This is a genomic window from Roseburia sp. AF12-17LB (assembly GCF_003479605.1).
GTDB lineage: Bacteria > Bacillota > Clostridia > Lachnospirales > Lachnospiraceae > Roseburia_C > Roseburia_C amylophila.
On sequence record NZ_QUHR01000016.1, the window covers coordinates 417 to 17,592 of the forward strand.

Here is a 17,176-nt window from a genome sequence, read left to right on the forward strand (position 1 = left end):
GAATGCTGGTAATTTCTTCATACTTTACCTGAAATCCCATAACTTTCTCCACTTTTATTATTCTGTTTTTATCCTGTCTGTTATCTATTTTTCCCCTTTTCCATTCGACTTTCAAGGAAAAATATTCGACTTATTTTTGTCTGAAATTCGACTTTTCAGCACCCTATATTCGACTTTTGTGCCACCCTTATTTTTATTATATTTTTTCTTCCAAATTCCTTGTTTTATGCTGTTTTTTTCAAAATTTCCTTTACCGCTTTCCAGTAGATTCAAGGTCGAGCCAAAAATTTTTTAAGTCGAATTATATATAAAAACCGGTTACGCTCATGTACGAAGTACGAATTGGTTGTGCATTTTTAACAACTGACAGGAATAAGTTCCTCATGAAAAATCCTCAAAAGTCTTACCCTTCAGATGCTCTCTGGATGGGTAATGCCTTCCAGAAATACAGTGCCGTAGGTCTGCTAATATCATTGGAAGACTGCTTGCAAGACGGATACGCGATATGCAACTGCTCATGAAGCTGATTCATCAGTCTAGATTTACATTCTGCTTTACGTTTCTCATAATACGCTCGAAAAGCTGAATGTCTTGGTATACCCTTTGATGATACCTGTATCATCTGGATTGCCCTGTAAGAGAAAAATAGGAGATGCACCATAGCCCATAGCAGCTACGGAACCTCTCCTATTATGTGTTTTTGTTTAGATAGAATGAGAAATTTTCATCCCCATATTCCTCTGTTGCGTGCTATTGTAACATGTTTTTTTGAAGCATTAAGAAAAATGTCATAAAATTATTACTCTCACATAATTAAAATTATATTGTTTCATAATAATTTTTCTCTAAAATGAAATCATCGGGAAAAATAGGACATACTATCTCCTTACTTAATAGCCCGCATAAAAAGTCTTCCATACTCATTATATAGCTCATATTATTTGCATATCTTGACTCATATACTACTATTTCTACGATATCTCCTTTATAATTCCAAAATAATTCATCTCCATTATCTGTAATACCCCAGGGAAACAAACCTGTTTTACCGTTATAAAAATCAAAAGAAAACTGTTCTGGAAATTCGCTTTGCATACTTATATACGCATCTTTCATAACGTTGAATATCCACAAGAACTCATTAATCCCTCCTTATCCATGAAAATCGATAAACCGTTTATAATCCTCTGGGAAAATAATTCCTATTTTTTTCTCTATTTCTTCCCATGCGTTTTTTTTGCATTCTCCTTGTCGAATAGGCAAAAATTCATTAATGTCATAATTCATAAACAACCCTACTTTCTGTTCAATATTGTTTGATATATATTCAAGCCATCACTTCCTTGTGCTTGAATAGTAATTCCACGCAGTATAAGATTATTACCTTCGTAGATAGGCGTAAATTTTGACATATTGTCACCAAATATCCTCTAGCATGCCCTTGAGCTTGTACTCCAAGGCCTACCGGTTTTATAGATAACTTAGCGGGACTACCTATTCCAATCATATCTGGCGTGATAGTAGCTTCCTCGAATTGATTAATTTTTGTATCTGTTTTTTTATCCATTGCTTAATTCTCCGTCTTCAAATTTTTCAATAATTTTTTGACGCTCTATACTATCTTCGGATTTGAATTTCTTACGCAAACTTATTACATCATTTGATTCTTTAATGCTACTTCTGTCTTTAATTATCCCTTTATTATATAAAATTCCCATAACAGCAGTACTCCTGTTAACCTTATTACTATTATTAATATAAACGTCTACAAGAATGTTATATAATCGCTGACAAGGCTTACAATATGACAAAATTGAAACAAATGATATCGTTTCCGGAGATGCATCAATATTTTTTTTAATTATATCTAAATATCCCTCATCTCCCGTAGCCTCATACAATATTTTACTAATTTCAACACTTGCTTCACTTGGTATTTGTAATAAATAAGGGCTTTCTTTTAAAGCCTTGATACCATCATATTTTTTTAACTTAGGAAAAAATTGTGCTAATTCTATTTCATTTTTATTAAAAAAAGCATCCCAAATAATATCTTCTACTTCTTCTCGCTCCCAATCATATATTTCTTCCATCACTTCTGGATAATATCCATCCATTTTTTCTGAGCCGTTTGCATTCAATTGTTTTATTAAACAATCATAAGCTTTACTATTTTGCATCTATAATTACCTCCTGAATAATAATATCATTTTCTTCGAGGATTGGTTTTTCTATATTTGACCAAACTTTTCCCACATAGCCATCAGGATGAGCATATGTTGCAATTCCTTCTGCGCCATTTGCATATTGACTTGACAGGGCATCCCAAATTGGTTTCTGAGCTAGACTCGTGGGTGTATCCCATTCAGGATACATACCGCTCAATCCTCTCCAATTATCAAATACTTGCCCACCTGGAGTTTGCTCCATTATAGTTCCGCCAATGCTGTTTGCATATGCAGCAGCGCCTTCTTTATTGCCACTCCAAAATACTGCACCATCAACTGGTGATGAAGTATCAAAATATGTTGCCATCTTTGTATAATCACCGTTTCTCATTGCCTCAAAGGCTTCTGCAATTTGCGTATCACTCAACCCTGCCGCACTTGCTCTTTCAGAAAACTCATTAAAGAACGCTTTTTCATTATTTAAAATATATCTTGTAGCATCTTCTGGTGACATTCCATCAGCAAAATTCGAATATCCCTGTGTTGATAAGCCACCCGTTCTACCACTCTCTCCAACATTCCCCAACTGCTGCGGTCTTTTTACATTATTTACTACTTCCAGCTCTGCCTCACTGAGCGTTCCATATGTTGCTATTCCAGTTAGTGAACCAACTACAAAACCTGCCAGTGGACTGTTGGTTGCTTCTGTCATGCTCTTTTCCACATAGCTGCTGGCTGCCATCGTCAATCCCTGCTTTGCATACTCTGTCACTACTGCCCTGCTTACGGATGTTCCTGCACTTATCGCTGCATTAGCTGCCATTCCTCCGGTCAGTATCATAGAGGCAGCAATTGTCAATACATTTCCTATTAAATAATAGAGGTCCGGATTACTGGCAAATACTGTATCTCGGATTGGATTAACCGATACCATTCTTGGGTCTCCCGTCACTCCCGCATATATATCCTGGCTTCCTTCTACTGCATTTGCACATCCATATGCAGCTGTGCCTAATCCAATTGCTGCAACTCCAACGGTAGCCACTAAAGGAAGAGCCATACCACAGGTTGCCACGACAAGCATTCCTCCCAGAATCATGGTTCCGACTCCGGCAATCGTCTTTACAATGCCTTCTTCTGTTCTCAGCCGGATAGATTCCTGCCACTGCTGTTGCTGCAGTTCATAGAACTCCTCACAGGAGTTTACCCTGTCCTTCACCTGCTCGAGATATGTACTTAACATTCCATCCATCATCTGTGCCAGTTGGAAGGACTCTGTTGCATTCACAACCGATGCATCATATGCACTGATTGTAGCACTACTGCCCCCTAACTGTCCACCAATAATACTGCGAAGATAACCTATCATCATATCGATGGGATACATATCTGCATGGCTGTGTGCCTCTTCATATTCCCCTATCTGTGTGCGGACATTCTGCACTCCGGCAAGCGCATTGTCAAAGCAGCTTTCCATACAGGTTGTAGAAAATCTGCCCACATCAAGATAAGCAGACAGTTCTCTCTCAATATCCGCCACTTCCTCTGCTACCGCATCAAAGTCTGACCTGGCTCCCTGGATGTTCTCCTCCAGTCCCTCCATGGAATCCTGGGACATCTCTGCCATCTGGTCAGAATCAATGTTATAATACCAGTCTGCGTAGAGTATAAAACTGCTCCGGTAGGTTTCTATCGTATCTTTTATCATATTTGCAAGATTCATATGATAATCCCACATATAGCTTCTTACATGCTCTGCTGCCTCTCCGTGCATCTACGGCATGGCAGCAATTTCTACAATACTGCTTCTTACCGCATCTATCTGTTCTATCCACCGGTCAAGCTGTGCCAGAATCAGTTGCCGAATGCTGGTAATTTCTTCATACTTTACCTGAAATCCCATAACTTTCTCCACTCCCCCTATTTTGTCTTTATCATTTTCATCAAAGAAGCTTCTGCATCAACCAATTCATCACGCAGTGTGAGAAGCTTCCCGGCATCCTGCGTCAGAAGGCTCTGATAATAACTCATCAGACCAATTAACTGTGAAAAGCCCGCCCGGTACGCTGTCATAGCATCCATTGATACATTTAACTCCGGAACTGTAAGCTGTTTTCCTTCTACCTCACCGGATACCGTCGAAAAAGAATGTACCTTTGATGTATAAACATTGGTATCTAATTTTATCAGCATAATGATGCCCTCCTAATTAGTATGTTTTTCCAGCCAGTTGCAAAGACTGTTCCAACTGCTCTGCAGCTTGCCGATATACTCATTCTTATTGTAGATTTCATTCTCTCTTCTTGTAATCTCATCACAAAGTGCATCCAGATCATATCCCAGATTGGTACAGACATTTCCGTATTCTGTTTTCAATGCACTGGAGGCAGAAATTGATGCATTATATAAATCTCCACGCCAGCCACTGTCTAATGTATATTTATCCTCAATACCATCCTTCTGGTTTCTCAGCGTATCTATGGCTGTCTCAAGTCTCGTTTTCAGTTCCTTTAATGTATTAAGTGTCCCCTCCATGGGAGCCAGACTGCTGCTTTCTAACTGCAAACTGCTCTTTACTGTGTTTAACTGCTGTTTTACCTGATTAATCTCCGCTGTACTGGTTGTACTCTTCTTTGTTGTTGAACTTCCTTTACTGCCGGAAGAGCTTTTCTTCGTCTTCGACATTTATCCTTTCCTCCTCATCTCTCCGACGCCTTCTTATGCTTCCTGTTCTTTCTTCAGCAGCTGCTCCTGCAGCACACTCAGATTGTTTTTAATATTTTCCTGCATCAGCTTCTCGTCTTCATCCTCATAACCGCGATATACTATTTTCTGAATATCCTTATGCTGAAAATATAACAGTGCATCTCCTATAACCCCTTCCGGATAGGTACACGCTCCATAATCAAAATATCTTTTTTCACCTTTGACTACTGCAAATGCACCTCTTGCTATAATCATAATTTTCTTTACGCCACCTTTAAGCTGCACAATACTTCCTAACGGCAAAAACTCTATATTTTCCTGTTCCATCTTTTTATCCTCCTGCTTATTTTTCTTTATTCTTCTCTGTCTTCACATTTCGGTATGCGGATACGCACATATGCTCCATTATGGAAGAGCAGACCATCACTTAACTGCGGCAATTCCTTTGCTGCAACTGTTCCAAAAATTCCTGTAGAACCAGGGTTGCCCACCAGCAGACCATCCGTAGTTGCTTTTGCAAATTTGGTAATCTCATCAAATCCTTTTAATTTACCGGAATTGGCTGTAAGAATAAATCGGATTCCACTGGACAATGCCCCACTCAATATCGGTGCCAACAATACAGCTTTTAATTTCGTTGCCTCTACAAAGTCATCCCACTCATCTACCACAACATAACATGCATCCAGTTCCTGAACCAGACGGCGTGGTAACTGTTCCGGATGTTCCTTCATCTTCTGCTGCAGCTGCTGATTTCGTACAGTCACCAGTCCTCCCAGTTCCATAAGAAACGCATCTATTCCATCTGCTCCGATATAATGAATCTCATCGCCGGACCTGTAATGATATAGTTCCATATCTTTCGAGTCTAATAAATATACTTTTCCTCTTCCTGTTATCTGTTCTAAAATAACCTTTAATGCATTCGTCTTTCCTCTTGCAGTCTCACCCAGAATTACAAATGGCGTTGTAAGACCTGCCGGAATACATTCCGGCAATACACTCTCTTTATTCAGTCCCAGCCAGATTGCCTTCTCTGCAGCGTTTTCTTCTGCTGTATGCTGTTTCTTTCTCATTTCCATAAATGTTCTGATATTTAACTCATCCGGCAATACCGGGATTCTCGGTGCTACAGTATCCGGATAGCATGCATTTATCTGCTCAATACAAGCTTCTATACCCTGGTTATACTCCAGTTCATCTGTAAATGCAGTCATGACATAGACCTGCATGACACTTACCAGTCCATTGTATTTTATAAGTGTCCGTCCCTTTATCTCTGACTGTGAATAAGAACTTCGTCCCACAATTACATGCAAGTCTGATTCATCGAAAAGATAACCTGCCACTTTATTCTTAAAATTGTTATATGTAGAATACTTCATGGCATTACTTCGTGTTGCTGTTGCTGCCATATATATGCCAAGTCCGGTACCATCTCTGGATAATTTCTGGAAAAATTCTTCCGCTTCATATCCCAGTTCTTTGACTACATCATAATTGTCAATAGCAATTACTATTGCTTTTAATGTCTTTTCTGCCACCTGATTGTATACTTCAAAATTCTGTACCATCCGTTCTGCCAGTAATTTTTTACGCCGTTTTATCTCTGCCTGTATAAGATTGCAGAATTTACGGAATCGTTCCGTATCATCAAAACTGATATAGTCTGCCGTATGATGCAGGCGATTCAATGGAATCAATCCACTGTTTCCAAAATCCAATATATAGAAGTTCAGATTCTCTACCCGGTTATGCATTGCCAATGACAACAACACGGTTGTAAGAAATGCTGTTTTTCCATAACCTGCGGAAGCAATATATAAGAGATTTCCGTCTGTGGCAAAATCAAGCTGGTACTCCACCTGCTGCTGTTCTTCCGGAATATCTATCTTTCCAATCCGTGCAGTCAGATTTAATGCATTTCTTTTCTCTGCCTGCTGGTCCGATACAATCTGTTCCGGCAGCGGTGGCATCCACGGCCGTTTTACTTCCACGGTATCCATTGCCTCATATACTCTGTGGATATAATCTACCGTAGCATCCAGCTGCGTCATCATATTGCCGCCGGAAGCATGTTCATCACTTAAATCTTCGTTTATCAGTTCACCCTGTCCAAGGTCATTCACCAGATAAACTCTGTCATCTACTTTTTCCTCTTCCTTTTCACTTACATAAGAAGCTCCACTCCATGCCGACTGGAATAATTCATAGATTTCATTATTTCCAACCTGAAGATAAGCTCTTCCGGGGATTGTAATATTGGCGGCATCCGGTGTCTTTAATATTTCTTTACTGTCTGCCTCATTCTGTACCATAAGTGCCAGTTTAAACTTGGAGTTTGTCCAGATCTGATCATCTACAACTCCGGTTGGTTTCTGTGTTGCCAGTATCAGATGCACACCAAGGCTTCGTCCGATTCGCGCCGCCGATACCAGTTCGGTCATAAAATCCGGCTGTTCCTTTTTCAATTCTGCAAACTCATCACTGATAATGAATAAATGCGGCAGTGGTTCCTCTGCCTCTCCATTCTGGAACAGCTTATGATATGCGTTGATATGATTCACATCATAGCTGCTGAATATTTTCTGTCTTCTTGCCAGTTCACTCTTAATTGATGCCATGGCACGCATGCTCTGTGCTCCATCCAGATTGGTGATTGTTCCCAGCAGATGCGGCAGATTCCGGAATAATCCTGCCATTCCACCACCTTTATAATCAATCAGTAAAAATGCCACCTCATACGGATGATAATTGACTGCCAGGGACAGTATATAAGACTGGATAATTTCCGATTTACCGGAACCTGTCGTTCCTGCTACAAGTCCATGGGGACCATGGGCTTTTTCATGCAGATTAAGATTGACATAATCTTCCTTGGCTCTTACCCCAAGCGGAACCGCCAGAGACTTTGCTGCATGATTTTTCTTCCATCGTTTTGCAATATCCAGTTCCTCCGGATGCTCCACCTGATACATTTCAAAAAATGTAATACTCTCCGGTATCTGTGCACTAATTCCCTGCATATGCTCCAGTGTACTTAAATTTCTTGCCATCCATTCCAGATTTATACCGCTGGTATCTGACAATTCAAAGGAAAGCTTTTTCTCTTCCTTCTCTTCCATCAGAAGTGTTGCCTGACCGGAATTATGAAGCATAACTATTGTACCGATATTCTCCGGCAGATTTGCTCTCATATTTGTGGTGTAAATAATAGAAAATCCAAGGTTATCCCCTTCTTTATCCAGATATTCCATAATAGAATGGTCCATAATTAACTTTGGCTCATCTATAATAAATATAAGATGCGGCAGGAAACGGCTTTCCTTCTTACTCTCTTCTAATTTGTTTTTCCGGTTCTTAATCATCTGATGCAGGCTTCCAAGAATCTGGTCTCTCTTCCGCTCTGAATTTACAGTTCCCACTACATTTACCGCATGTATCCGTAAATGTGGATACCAACGCATCCACTGGAAATCAGCATCAAATCTGTTATTATAAATTGTTACGATTTCAAGGTCATGATAACTCTGAAAAAAAGTAAGCTGCGCCACAAGTAATTTCAATTGCTCATGAATAACGCTTTTCTCTCCCACCAGTCCCAGATGTGCTTTCTTTAAATCTACTACAACAGGCTGTTTCATCTTTGAAAATTCCCGCTTCAATTCCTGTGCTTCCAGTTCCAGCTCATCCGGTTTATTCTTTAATTCATCCGTAGAAAGGCGAATACGGAAATGACAATCTGCCATTACCTGTCCCAAAGATACATTCAGGAAATCATCATCATTAGAGCTTCTCTCATAGATTCTTGGACTGTACTGCCCAACCATCCGGGCAAGCTCCTTTACCTCCGGATAATTATAGTGATTTGCCTCTTCTTCATTCTGATATGCTGCATATATTTCCTTTCTTTTCTTTAACAGATATTCCCGATATGTTTTCTCCCGGAGCCTTTTATTCTCCTGACCTTCCTTACGGTCTGTTATATATTTAACCACCGTAAATATTGTTGTCATCACTGTGCCTGCTGCTGACATCAGCACATATAAACCACGCTTCATTAAAATACTGATTCCTACTGTCACACACAGCATCACAAGAGGCGGCACAATAAGCTGTACCAGACTCTCTTTCTTTCCATTCTGCTGTTCTTTTGGGCTGGTCAGACTAATTTCCAAATCCGGTATTCTTTTAATGATTCGCGGAGAACGTTTATACTTCGGATATCCTTCAAATGGAATTTCTTTTTCTTCCAGTTCCAATAATCCATCGGTATTGATATTCACCGTATCTTCGCATTCCACCTGTACACTTTTTTCCAGGAAGATAATTTTTCCCCGGGAAAAGCTTAATTCATCTCCATTGTTTATCTTTCCTTTACAGGCGGCTTCCCTTCCGTTCCAGTATATGTTCTCATAACCTTCTATTGTTACCTCATCATTCCTGACCCATAGCCTTGCCGGAAATCCTTCAATTCCAAGATTTCCATTTTTTCCGTCTATTGTAAAATTCTCTGTTCTCTGAAAGCTTCTCTTCATGCTATTCTTCCTCGGTATCATATTTTTCCATCAATGGCTGCATCTTCTGTGCAATTTTCTCCAGCTCCTGTGTTTTCTCTTCTCCACTGAGACTGCTGTCTGTCTCTATCATGGATTTCTGTTTCATATAAGCATAAAGCAGCATTTCATCATCGGACTGCTGCATGGCAATATCAATTGCCTCTGAAATGTCATTTCTTCCAAGATATATCCAGTACTCCAATCTGGCTGGCGTCTCCTTTAAAGAAAGATTGCTTATAATATTCTCTTTCTGCTGCTGTGTCAGATTCTCACTTCTCACATAGGAATTGGCAAGAATATATTTCTGATATATATCCATATCTTTTACCGATATTTCCTGCATGGCATCCACACAGGATACATAATCAGCTGAAATATAGGCATTTTCCGCCGCAATTACTGCATCCTTATATGGCTCAGTACGGATGAAATCAACCAATGCATAGACCGCCAGTACTATTGCCAACAGCAATACCACAACAAACGATGCCTGCAATGTACGATACCGTCTTCGGTTCAGAAAAATCATTTTCACAGACCGTTCTGTCTCTATCTCCTGCTTACGCTGTTCCAACAGTCTGACCAGCTCTTCTACGAATTCCACCTGCCGTACCTTTTGCAGTATGCCACCCTTTAAAAGCTGCATTCCTCCCTGTACATAATCCGCATAACTGTACTGCTTCTGTAATGCATAGCCAATGAGTGCTTTATATTCTTCCATCCATTTCTGTTCATCATATTCTCTTTCTTCCCCGCAGATATCTCTCTGTTTTACATAGACCAGATGATTCCTGTCGTAATAAAGATTTTCCGGCTCTAATGTAAAGTAATATGATTTCCGGCATGCTGCCAGTAATTCTATATTTTCCAATACTGCCAGTCTTGTGGTAATATCTTCTTTTCGTATCTCTGTCATCGGTGTCAGTGCTTCCAGATTATAGGTTAAAAGCAGTTCCTCCCCTTCTTCCTCTATTTTCACTGCAATAAGACCTGTATCCGGATACATTAATTTCTGATAATCAAATATGCCTTCCGCCTGTAATGCTGATTTCTTTATTCTTTCTTCCATCTTTTCTCTCCCGTATCTTATTTTCTTCTGTCCTCTGTCTGCCTCTACTGTATGCAGAGAATATCTCCATCATAAATACTCTGCTGTTCATAGTTCTTATTCATGTCCAGAAATCTTCCCCTGCGTTCAGATTTCATTTCATGTACCTCTTCCTGTGGCAGTTTTCCCGCTTCCTTTAAAATAAGCATGGTATCTATTATTTTCTGCTGTGGATTAACCTGTATATCTTCCTGCCAGCTTCCTTCACGATTCATAATTGTAAGTGTGAGCAACATTTTTCTTCCACCTTCCCTGTCTTCTCTTCCGATATTGCAGCAACAGCAGAATTCCCACTGCCAGCAGAATTCCGCATGCCGGAATCCAATACGCATCCAATGATGAGGTTACTTTTGCCTGCTGCTGCAGCTGCTGACTTCCTGTTGTTAAAAATAATTGTTCTTTTACAGCCTCTTCTTTTCCGGCATTTTCATCCATTTTCTTTATAAATACCTGTTCCTTTGTATCCTCATAGCTGCGTTGTTCCTTCTGCTGGTAATCTTTTACTCTTTCTTCATAATCATCCGTAAATACATCTGCTCCGTTTACATCCGTCAGCGACTGATAGGTCTGCGACCGGTTCTGCAGTACCGAAGGATTAATCTCTATCTTAGAATTATCTGTCACTTTACTTCTCCTGTTTCTGACAAAAGTATGGTCTTAAGGGATAGAAGAATCGGAAAGTCACAGGATGTGGCTTTCCGATTCTCTATTACATTACTCCAATCTTTCCGGCAATTTCACGGTCAATGTTCTGCATAGATGTAGATACATCACGTAACTGCTGTGCAATGGATGTAATTAATTCTGCAGTTGCAGAAAAGCTAGGCTCTAAGGAACTGAACTGATCATAAAATGCCTGACTGCTCTGTCCTGCCCATTCATCGCAAAGTGTAGAAACCATATTACGCATGGTACTTACTACCTGCTGGAATTCCTCACATCTTGCATCAAATTCGTTTGCCTTTGTCTCCATCTGCTCCGGACTAATCCGGATGTTGTTTACATCTGCCATTTCTTTTGTCTCCTTTACTTTATATTGCAACGTCTTTCGACGGGTTGCTCTGTTCCTTGATTCTTCTGTGATAACTTCTGGCATAGCTTCCTAATATTCCCACCGCCAAAATTCCTAATATTCCATATAAAAGATATTCCACCCAATGCGAACTCTTCTGTTGTTCCCTGCTGCCGGTAACACTTTTCTGTGATACGGTATGATCCACCTCATCCTTTAACCGCTGGTAATCGCTGACCTGCAGCATCTGCGTTGGTTGTGCCACAAATTCATATACCTGTGTATATTCCATGCTTCCTACTCTTGTATAGGGAAGCTTTGCTGCAAAATCTGCCAATGCCGTCTGATTCTGACTGCTTGTAGTATTCTTCACTTCCTTTGCCGAAGCCAATGCATCTGTAACTGCCTGATTGGAAGTTTCTTTCGCTTCTTCCATGTGCTGCTGCAATGTCAATATATTTTCTGAAGTAGTCTGATACAATTTATCTGCATAATCCACATAAGACTGATTGCTGGTGTTGATTTCCTGCTGCATAAGTGCAGCATTTTCTCTCATGCTGCTCACGCTGTCATTCATCACTGTGGTATCCTGTCTTGGATGAAATCCATTTACGCTTCTTTGATAAGAATTAACTGCATCCTGTTCTTCTTTCTGGCTATTTTCTATCTCCTTTTTCACGAAATCTGTGCGGTCTGCCAATGGCTGTATACAACCACTCTGAACCAGACCCGTAATGCCATCCACATCAACATTCTTCTGTGCCGCCACATCTGTCTGCATCGCATCACATAAAAGCCCGGTGTCTCTCAGCAAATCACGAAATCCCATCCTGCTGCCATCCCCGGTCTGCCAGCTTCCCTCAAATACCGGTAATGTATAATCTTCTGTCGCAATCTGTTCCAGTGATGCCTTAAGATATTCTCCCAATGCATCCACATCTCCCGTTACCTTTAGCTGCGTCTCTGTCTGTGCAACCGGCACTTCTCCATCCAGATATGCCTTTAAAAATTCCTTTGTAGAGGCATACCCCTGTTCTGTCAGAAATTCCATGATTTCTGTATCTGCATCACACTGCTCAAATATTTTTTCTACCGTAACCGCTGCTTCCGGTTCTTCTCCAGTATCTTCGCCTTCGCCTGATTCCGGTTCGTTTTTCTCTCCTTCTTCTGTTTTGCCTTCTTCTGTTTTGTCTTCTCCGGTTTTCTCTTCTCCGTTTTTGTCTTCTTCTGTTTTCTCTCCTTCTCCGGTTTTATCCTCTTCTCCGTCCCCGCCATCTGAATCTTCCGGCAGCAGAAATGCCTTTAATATTTTGTCGATATAATTCTTGTTCTTTACATTTTCTTCAATTGCATTCTGTTCCAGTGCAATGGTAATAACCGGCGGTTCTTCCATTCCTTCTACCTGACTGCAGGTCAGTTCATATGCTACTGTTCCATCTTCTGCCTCTGCTTCCTTCCATTGCAGTTTCGGCAGCTGAGCCTTCATTTCTCTGCCATAGGAATTCAGGTTCTGTATTCCTGCTGCTTCAATTCTCTGATTATAGTTTTCAATGCATTGCTGCAAATTCGTATCCAGTTGTTCTGTCACATTTTGAATCTGTGCAATCTGGGCAAGACGGCTGTTTTGTTCAGCAGTCTTTTCTCCGTTATATGCAAGCAATGTATCCTGCAGATTTCGAATCCCATCCCGATATAAAAGTTGCCCGTCTGCATCCGAAAGTAAATTGATTTCTCCTACGCCTTCTGATATTTCTTTTAAGGAACTGACCAGTTCATTTCCTGCTGTTCGCAAATCACTTAACTGTGCAGAAGCATCTGACAGATTTTCCCGATATGCACTGTCTACTGCCTGAATCAACTGCGCATTTTCCTCTGTATAATCCGAAATATCTAACGGTATTGTAGTGTCTTCCTGCTGTTTTAATTCCGGAACCGGAACCATGCTTACCAAATCAGATGCCTGTATTCCCTGTATTGCTTCTTTATCTGTAATGTCATTATTCATAACCATTGCAGATTCATCCTGCGCCGCATGAAATTCATCCATTATGTTACATAGATACATATATGTCATCTGACTGTTCAGTTGTTCCCCAAACTGAAGGACATCACCTAAAAGATCTTCTCTTGCATCCGCTGATACATCTTCACTGACTGCATACTGTAACTGCGATGCCGCCGGAACTGTATTTAAGCTTTCAACATTTTCCGAAAAATCTGATGGAATTATAATATAAGCACCGTATCGCCCTTCTTCTATTCCATTTCTGGCATCTTCTAATGAGGTATATATGAAATTATCATTTGGAAAATTTATGATCTGCTCCCCATAATAGACTTGTGTATTACCATCCGATATGCCGGTATCCAGATTCACAACTGCCACTCCCTGTGACTCCACCGTTCTTTCTACTGCTGTATTACCTGTCTGCAATGTAGTGTTTCCATTTATCTTACCGATTTGATATCCGGTAAAACCGCTTGTTCCCAGCAGCATAATGCACAAAAGAACAGTTATTACTTTCTTCCGTTTCATATCCTCTCTCCCTTTTCTTTTGTCTTTGTCGTATAGATTCTTTCTCTTTTTTTCGTAAATGTCAACCAAAAATATTCGACCTCATTTTCCCTCTATCTGTTCCTCTTTTTTTCTCTCCTGATTTGTCATTTTTCCTTATTTTCCGGGCATTTCAGCATACTTTTTCTAAAATTAACAGATGATTAATTTCTATATCATTTTAAACTTAATTTAATCTGGTCGAATAAAAGTCGAAACAGTTTTCTCTGAACGTCAAAGCAGTTTTTCCTTTTTTGTGTAATCTGCCATCTCACTATTCACGTAAATCATTACCACCCGTTTGTGATATGATTTTTATGGCAAGAAGAAAAGACAGTCCACAAAAAGCAGCAATGAGAGAAATGATGCGTGATTATTTGAAAAATAATGATATCAGCATCAAAGATGGTACGGATGTGAACAGCATCATGCGTGACATGATGTCTGTCATTTTGGAAGGTGCTTTGGATGAAGAACTGGATGAGGAATTAGGATATTCCAAGTATGACTACCGAAACAAAGAAACAGACAACAGTAGAAATGGACATTCTAACAAAACCATGCACACCAGTTATGGAGATATGGATGTAGCTATACCAAGGGATCGTAACGGTGATTATGAACCACAGCTGATTAAAAAGTATCAGAATACAGTAACCCAGGACATGGAGGAAAAAATACTTTCCATGTATGCCGTAGTATTTATGGATGCCATCCACTACCATGTCCGCAGTGAAGGACGTATTGTAAAACGTGCGGTTTACATTGCTCTTGGTATCGATATGAATGGAAAAAAGGACGTCTTTGGAATGTATGTTGGAGAAAACGAAAGTGCGAAGTTCTGGATTTCTATCATGAATGGATTAAAAAACCGGGGAGTTGAGGATATCCTTATTGCATGCGTTGATGGTTTGAATGGATTTCCACAGGCAATCGAGGCTGTTTACCCAAAAACAGAAATCCAGCAGTGTATTATCCATCAAATCCGTAATTCAACAAAGTTTGTTTCATACAAAGACATCAAAAAACTGATGGCTGATCTGAAGCTTGTATATGCGGCTCCAACAGAAGAAACAGCTTTAAATGAATTAGAGCTGTTCAAAGATAAATGGGAGTCCAAGTACCCGAAAATCTATAAATCCTGGCATGATAACTGGACAACCCTGTCCACTTATTTCAAGTATCCGGAGGCAGTAAGACGCCTGATTTATACCACAAATGCCATTGAAGGATTCAACCGTCAGCTTCGGAAAGTGACCAAAAGCAAGACGGTTTTTCCGTCAGATGACAGTCTTTTAAAAATGCTATATCTAGCAACTATGGACATCACGAAAAAATGGACAGGTCACCGGCAGGACTGGGGACAGATTCATTCCCAACTGGAAATCTATTTTGAAGAACGTCTGACCGGACGAAACCTGTAAAAAACAGCTTGTTTTAGGCAGGTCTTATTAACATGCCTAAAAACTTCTGTATAATGCAGATATGGGCAGAACCTGAAAAAGCGGCTCTGCCCATTTGTAACTATTCACAAATCTTATATCAGTTTTTAACGTTTACACAAAACTTGAAACGGTCTCTAAAAATATCACCAGCCGTAAATCGGCTGACGATACAAAAAATTTATTATTTTTTATTGTCCTCTTGACAGGTAGCACACCACAAACCTTACCAACCTGAATGCTATTGAAGTTACTTATCTCCAACTGCTGTTCTTTCTTCACCTGCACTTCAGTTATCTTTTTCATCATGATTTATTATTTCCTTTGTTTCTTTCGGTATAATTTTCTTTTTTAAAATCATCCTAAATAATGTACCCCCAATAAATAATATGCCTCCAATACTAAATCCAACTGCATACCGATTACTTACTATAAGCAATAGTTCATGTAAATGCAATGAAACAATAGTTACAAATAGTATCATAAAAATTATTCCAAAGCAAAGAAAACCTCTATTCTCTATTTTAAATGTATCTATCAAATCAGCTTTCACGTCTTTTATACTATTTCTACCTTGAACTTTTTGCATAGATATATATGAACCTACCCATATTGAAACTGCTAAACTGGATATTTCAAAAAAGTCCGATACTTTATATTGAATAAAAAAAACGATTCCCAATGCAACCATTCCAGCAATAGATATGGTATTACACCATTGCAGTTCACCCTCAGTAAGTTCGATATTTCTATTATTTGTTTTCCATATACTATTCCAAAAACATCTCACTATTTTTACAACTGTTATCAATATAATAGTCCCCGCCAAAGCAGAACATTTCCATTTATAATCATTCCATAATTGAGAAAACATAAACACTACTATATATCCTAATAACATACTCAATATATAAGTAATCATTTGAACATACTTCCTACTTAAATAGTTATGCTTTTTCGTTTTTTTTCTGTATAAATAAACACCAACATAAATAATTCCAACCATAATCCACCATAATATAAAACCTATTAAATAATTCATCCACTACCACCTTTCCAGCATTAAAATATTCTATACCATAATATTAATCGGAGCATGTGAATCTTGGGTACCATGTCATCCATGCAAAACATCAGCATCTGTTCCTGTTTCTGTTTCTTATCCGAATTTCTTGTTATCATAAAAAATACCTCCCTTTTGCAACAAAAATATGTTTTGAAAATAACACGTTTATATCAGCGTTTTGGAACTAAATATTAGATTTTGATTTTCGGATGTCCTTATGTGAAGACATAATAAATTTTATTTTAGGAATTCATTTGATTTTATCAAATACTCCTTCATTAAAGAAACTCTTCTACCATCCAATTCTCCAGTATCAATCTCAACATCAAATTTAAAAACAAACCGATTAGCAATTTCATCCTCCAGCGTTTTTAATTCCTCTTTATCAGTATGCTCACATAAAAATTTCAACCATTCTTTAGCTTCTTCTTGATTCTGATTCAATAAGTAGTCCTTTTTTTCAGTTCTCATTAATTCAATTGTGGTTATTAATTTGATTTTCGTGGTGTAGAGATGTAATTAGATATACTTATTAAAGCATCAATATCCAATCAAAAAAAG

The 17,176-nt window shown here is 39.1% G+C and carries 19 protein-coding genes; 1 reads left to right on the top strand and 18 read right to left on the bottom strand.

Features of this window, described 5'->3' with window-relative positions:
- Positions 1-819: 819 nt before the first annotated feature.
- The 15 genes from DWV68_RS13545 to DWV68_RS13605 all read right to left on the bottom strand — a co-directional run bounded on the left by DWV68_RS13545 (position 820) and on the right by DWV68_RS13605 (position 14,089).
- The gene (locus DWV68_RS13545) at positions 820-1,116 is read right to left on the bottom strand and encodes a hypothetical protein (RefSeq protein ID WP_118666031.1); all 297 of its coding nucleotides are present in this window, start codon (positions 1,114-1,116) and stop codon (positions 820-822) included.
- Between the two features lie 36 nt (positions 1,117-1,152).
- Positions 1,153-1,287, bottom strand: a complete 135-nt coding sequence (locus DWV68_RS14920; RefSeq protein WP_147404542.1) for an SMI1/KNR4 family protein — start codon at positions 1,285-1,287, stop codon at positions 1,153-1,155.
- Positions 1,288-1,327: 40 nt separating this feature from the next.
- Positions 1,328-1,567: a hypothetical protein gene (locus tag DWV68_RS13550; RefSeq protein ID WP_118666033.1), complete on the bottom strand. Its 240-nt coding sequence runs from the start codon at positions 1,565-1,567 to the stop codon at positions 1,328-1,330.
- Positions 1,560-2,180, bottom strand: a complete 621-nt coding sequence (locus DWV68_RS13555) for a hypothetical protein (protein WP_118666035.1) — start codon at positions 2,178-2,180, stop codon at positions 1,560-1,562. The genes DWV68_RS13550 and DWV68_RS13555 overlap by 8 nt, the downstream gene beginning before the upstream one ends.
- Positions 2,170-3,942, bottom strand: a complete 1,773-nt coding sequence (locus tag DWV68_RS13560; protein ID WP_118666037.1) for a T7SS effector LXG polymorphic toxin — start codon at positions 3,940-3,942, stop codon at positions 2,170-2,172. Before DWV68_RS13560 ends, DWV68_RS13555 begins: the two co-directional genes overlap by 11 nt.
- Positions 3,943-4,071 (bottom strand): hypothetical protein, encoded by a 129-nt coding sequence (locus DWV68_RS14925; protein WP_279222414.1) that lies wholly within the window; start codon positions 4,069-4,071, stop codon positions 3,943-3,945. It lies immediately after the preceding gene.
- Between the two features lie 17 nt (positions 4,072-4,088).
- Positions 4,089-4,361: a hypothetical protein gene (locus DWV68_RS13565; RefSeq protein WP_118666039.1), complete on the bottom strand. Its 273-nt coding sequence runs from the start codon at positions 4,359-4,361 to the stop codon at positions 4,089-4,091.
- Positions 4,362-4,373: 12 nt separating this feature from the next.
- Positions 4,374-4,853 (bottom strand): YwqH-like family protein, encoded by a 480-nt coding sequence (locus DWV68_RS13570; RefSeq protein ID WP_117699188.1) that lies wholly within the window; start codon positions 4,851-4,853, stop codon positions 4,374-4,376.
- 33 nt (positions 4,854-4,886) lie between these two features.
- Positions 4,887-5,201 (bottom strand): DUF4176 domain-containing protein, encoded by a 315-nt coding sequence (locus DWV68_RS13575; protein ID WP_117699189.1) that lies wholly within the window; start codon positions 5,199-5,201, stop codon positions 4,887-4,889.
- Between the two features lie 26 nt (positions 5,202-5,227).
- On the bottom strand, positions 5,228-9,412 hold the full coding sequence (gene essC, locus DWV68_RS13580) for a type VII secretion protein EssC (protein ID WP_243089578.1): 4,185 nt from the start codon (positions 9,410-9,412) through the stop codon (positions 5,228-5,230).
- Position 9,413: 1 nt separating this feature from the next.
- A complete protein-coding gene (locus DWV68_RS13585; RefSeq protein ID WP_118087648.1) occupies positions 9,414-10,502 on the bottom strand; it encodes a type VII secretion protein EssB/YukC in 1,089 nt (362 codons plus the stop codon).
- A 44-nt stretch (positions 10,503-10,546) separates the two neighbouring features.
- Complete coding sequence (locus DWV68_RS13590; protein WP_147340222.1) at positions 10,547-10,777, bottom strand: hypothetical protein; 231 nt, start codon at positions 10,775-10,777, stop codon at positions 10,547-10,549.
- Positions 10,746-11,165 (bottom strand): hypothetical protein, encoded by a 420-nt coding sequence (locus DWV68_RS13595; RefSeq protein ID WP_118666043.1) that lies wholly within the window; start codon positions 11,163-11,165, stop codon positions 10,746-10,748. The genes DWV68_RS13590 and DWV68_RS13595 overlap by 32 nt, the downstream gene beginning before the upstream one ends.
- Positions 11,166-11,250: 85 nt before the next feature.
- Entirely contained in the window at positions 11,251-11,553 is a 303-nt protein-coding gene (locus tag DWV68_RS13600) for a WXG100 family type VII secretion target (protein ID WP_158552129.1), read from the bottom strand.
- Between the two features lie 19 nt (positions 11,554-11,572).
- Positions 11,573-14,089, bottom strand: a complete 2,517-nt coding sequence (locus DWV68_RS13605; protein ID WP_118666045.1) for a hypothetical protein — start codon at positions 14,087-14,089, stop codon at positions 11,573-11,575.
- Positions 14,090-14,460: 371 nt separating this feature from the next.
- Between DWV68_RS13605 and DWV68_RS13610 the strand changes: the two genes are divergently transcribed.
- On the top strand, positions 14,461-15,531 hold the full coding sequence (locus tag DWV68_RS13610) for an IS256 family transposase (RefSeq protein WP_197420874.1): 1,071 nt from the start codon (positions 14,461-14,463) through the stop codon (positions 15,529-15,531).
- 132 nt (positions 15,532-15,663) lie between these two features.
- On the opposite strand, the gene DWV68_RS13615 is transcribed toward DWV68_RS13610, so the two are convergent.
- The 3 genes from DWV68_RS13615 to DWV68_RS13625 form a co-directional block, all read right to left on the bottom strand.
- Positions 15,664-15,858 carry a hypothetical protein gene (locus DWV68_RS13615; protein WP_118666049.1) on the bottom strand — a complete coding sequence of 65 codons (195 nt, stop codon included), beginning with the start codon at positions 15,856-15,858 and terminating at the stop codon, positions 15,664-15,666.
- Positions 15,839-16,591, bottom strand: a complete 753-nt coding sequence (locus tag DWV68_RS13620) for a hypothetical protein (RefSeq protein WP_118666051.1) — start codon at positions 16,589-16,591, stop codon at positions 15,839-15,841. Before DWV68_RS13620 ends, DWV68_RS13615 begins: the two co-directional genes overlap by 20 nt.
- Before the next feature lie 261 nt (positions 16,592-16,852).
- The gene (locus tag DWV68_RS13625; protein WP_118087656.1) at positions 16,853-17,059 is read right to left on the bottom strand and encodes a hypothetical protein; all 207 of its coding nucleotides are present in this window, start codon (positions 17,057-17,059) and stop codon (positions 16,853-16,855) included.
- Positions 17,060-17,176: the final 117 nt, after the last annotated feature.

Excerpts from the sequence above, each read along its gene's own strand:
- DWV68_RS13545 (WP_118666031.1), bottom strand. The coding sequence starts at position 1,116 with ATGAAAGATGCGTATATAAGTATGCAAAGCGAATTTCCAGAACAGTTT.
- DWV68_RS13590 (WP_147340222.1), bottom strand. The coding sequence starts at position 10,777 with ATGTTGCTCACACTTACAATTATGAATCGTGAAGGAAGCTGGCAGGAA.
- DWV68_RS13615 (WP_118666049.1), bottom strand. The coding sequence starts at position 15,858 with ATGATGAAAAAGATAACTGAAGTGCAGGTGAAGAAAGAACAGCAGTTG.
- DWV68_RS14920 (WP_147404542.1), bottom strand. The coding sequence starts at position 1,287 with ATGAATTATGACATTAATGAATTTTTGCCTATTCGACAAGGAGAATGC.
- essC (WP_243089578.1), bottom strand. The coding sequence starts at position 9,412 with ATGAAGAGAAGCTTTCAGAGAACAGAGAATTTTACAATAGACGGAAAA.
- DWV68_RS13565 (WP_118666039.1), bottom strand. The coding sequence starts at position 4,361 with ATGCTGATAAAATTAGATACCAATGTTTATACATCAAAGGTACATTCT.
- DWV68_RS13555 (WP_118666035.1), bottom strand. The coding sequence starts at position 2,180 with ATGCAAAATAGTAAAGCTTATGATTGTTTAATAAAACAATTGAATGCA.
- DWV68_RS13585 (WP_118087648.1), bottom strand. The coding sequence starts at position 10,502 with ATGGAAGAAAGAATAAAGAAATCAGCATTACAGGCGGAAGGCATATTT.
- DWV68_RS13570 (WP_117699188.1), bottom strand. The coding sequence starts at position 4,853 with ATGTCGAAGACGAAGAAAAGCTCTTCCGGCAGTAAAGGAAGTTCAACA.
- DWV68_RS13560 (WP_118666037.1), bottom strand. The coding sequence starts at position 3,942 with ATGCACGGAGAGGCAGCAGAGCATGTAAGAAGCTATATGTGGGATTAT.
- DWV68_RS14925 (WP_279222414.1), bottom strand. The coding sequence starts at position 4,071 with ATGGGATTTCAGGTAAAGTATGAAGAAATTACCAGCATTCGGCAACTG.
- DWV68_RS13605 (WP_118666045.1), bottom strand. The coding sequence starts at position 14,089 with ATGAAACGGAAGAAAGTAATAACTGTTCTTTTGTGCATTATGCTGCTG.
- DWV68_RS13620 (WP_118666051.1), bottom strand. The coding sequence starts at position 16,591 with ATGAATTATTTAATAGGTTTTATATTATGGTGGATTATGGTTGGAATT.
- DWV68_RS13575 (WP_117699189.1), bottom strand. The coding sequence starts at position 5,201 with ATGGAACAGGAAAATATAGAGTTTTTGCCGTTAGGAAGTATTGTGCAG.
- DWV68_RS13610 (WP_197420874.1), top strand. The coding sequence starts at position 14,461 with ATGAGAGAAATGATGCGTGATTATTTGAAAAATAATGATATCAGCATC.
- DWV68_RS13550 (WP_118666033.1), bottom strand. The coding sequence starts at position 1,567 with ATGGATAAAAAAACAGATACAAAAATTAATCAATTCGAGGAAGCTACT.
- DWV68_RS13600 (WP_158552129.1), bottom strand. The coding sequence starts at position 11,553 with ATGGCAGATGTAAACAACATCCGGATTAGTCCGGAGCAGATGGAGACA.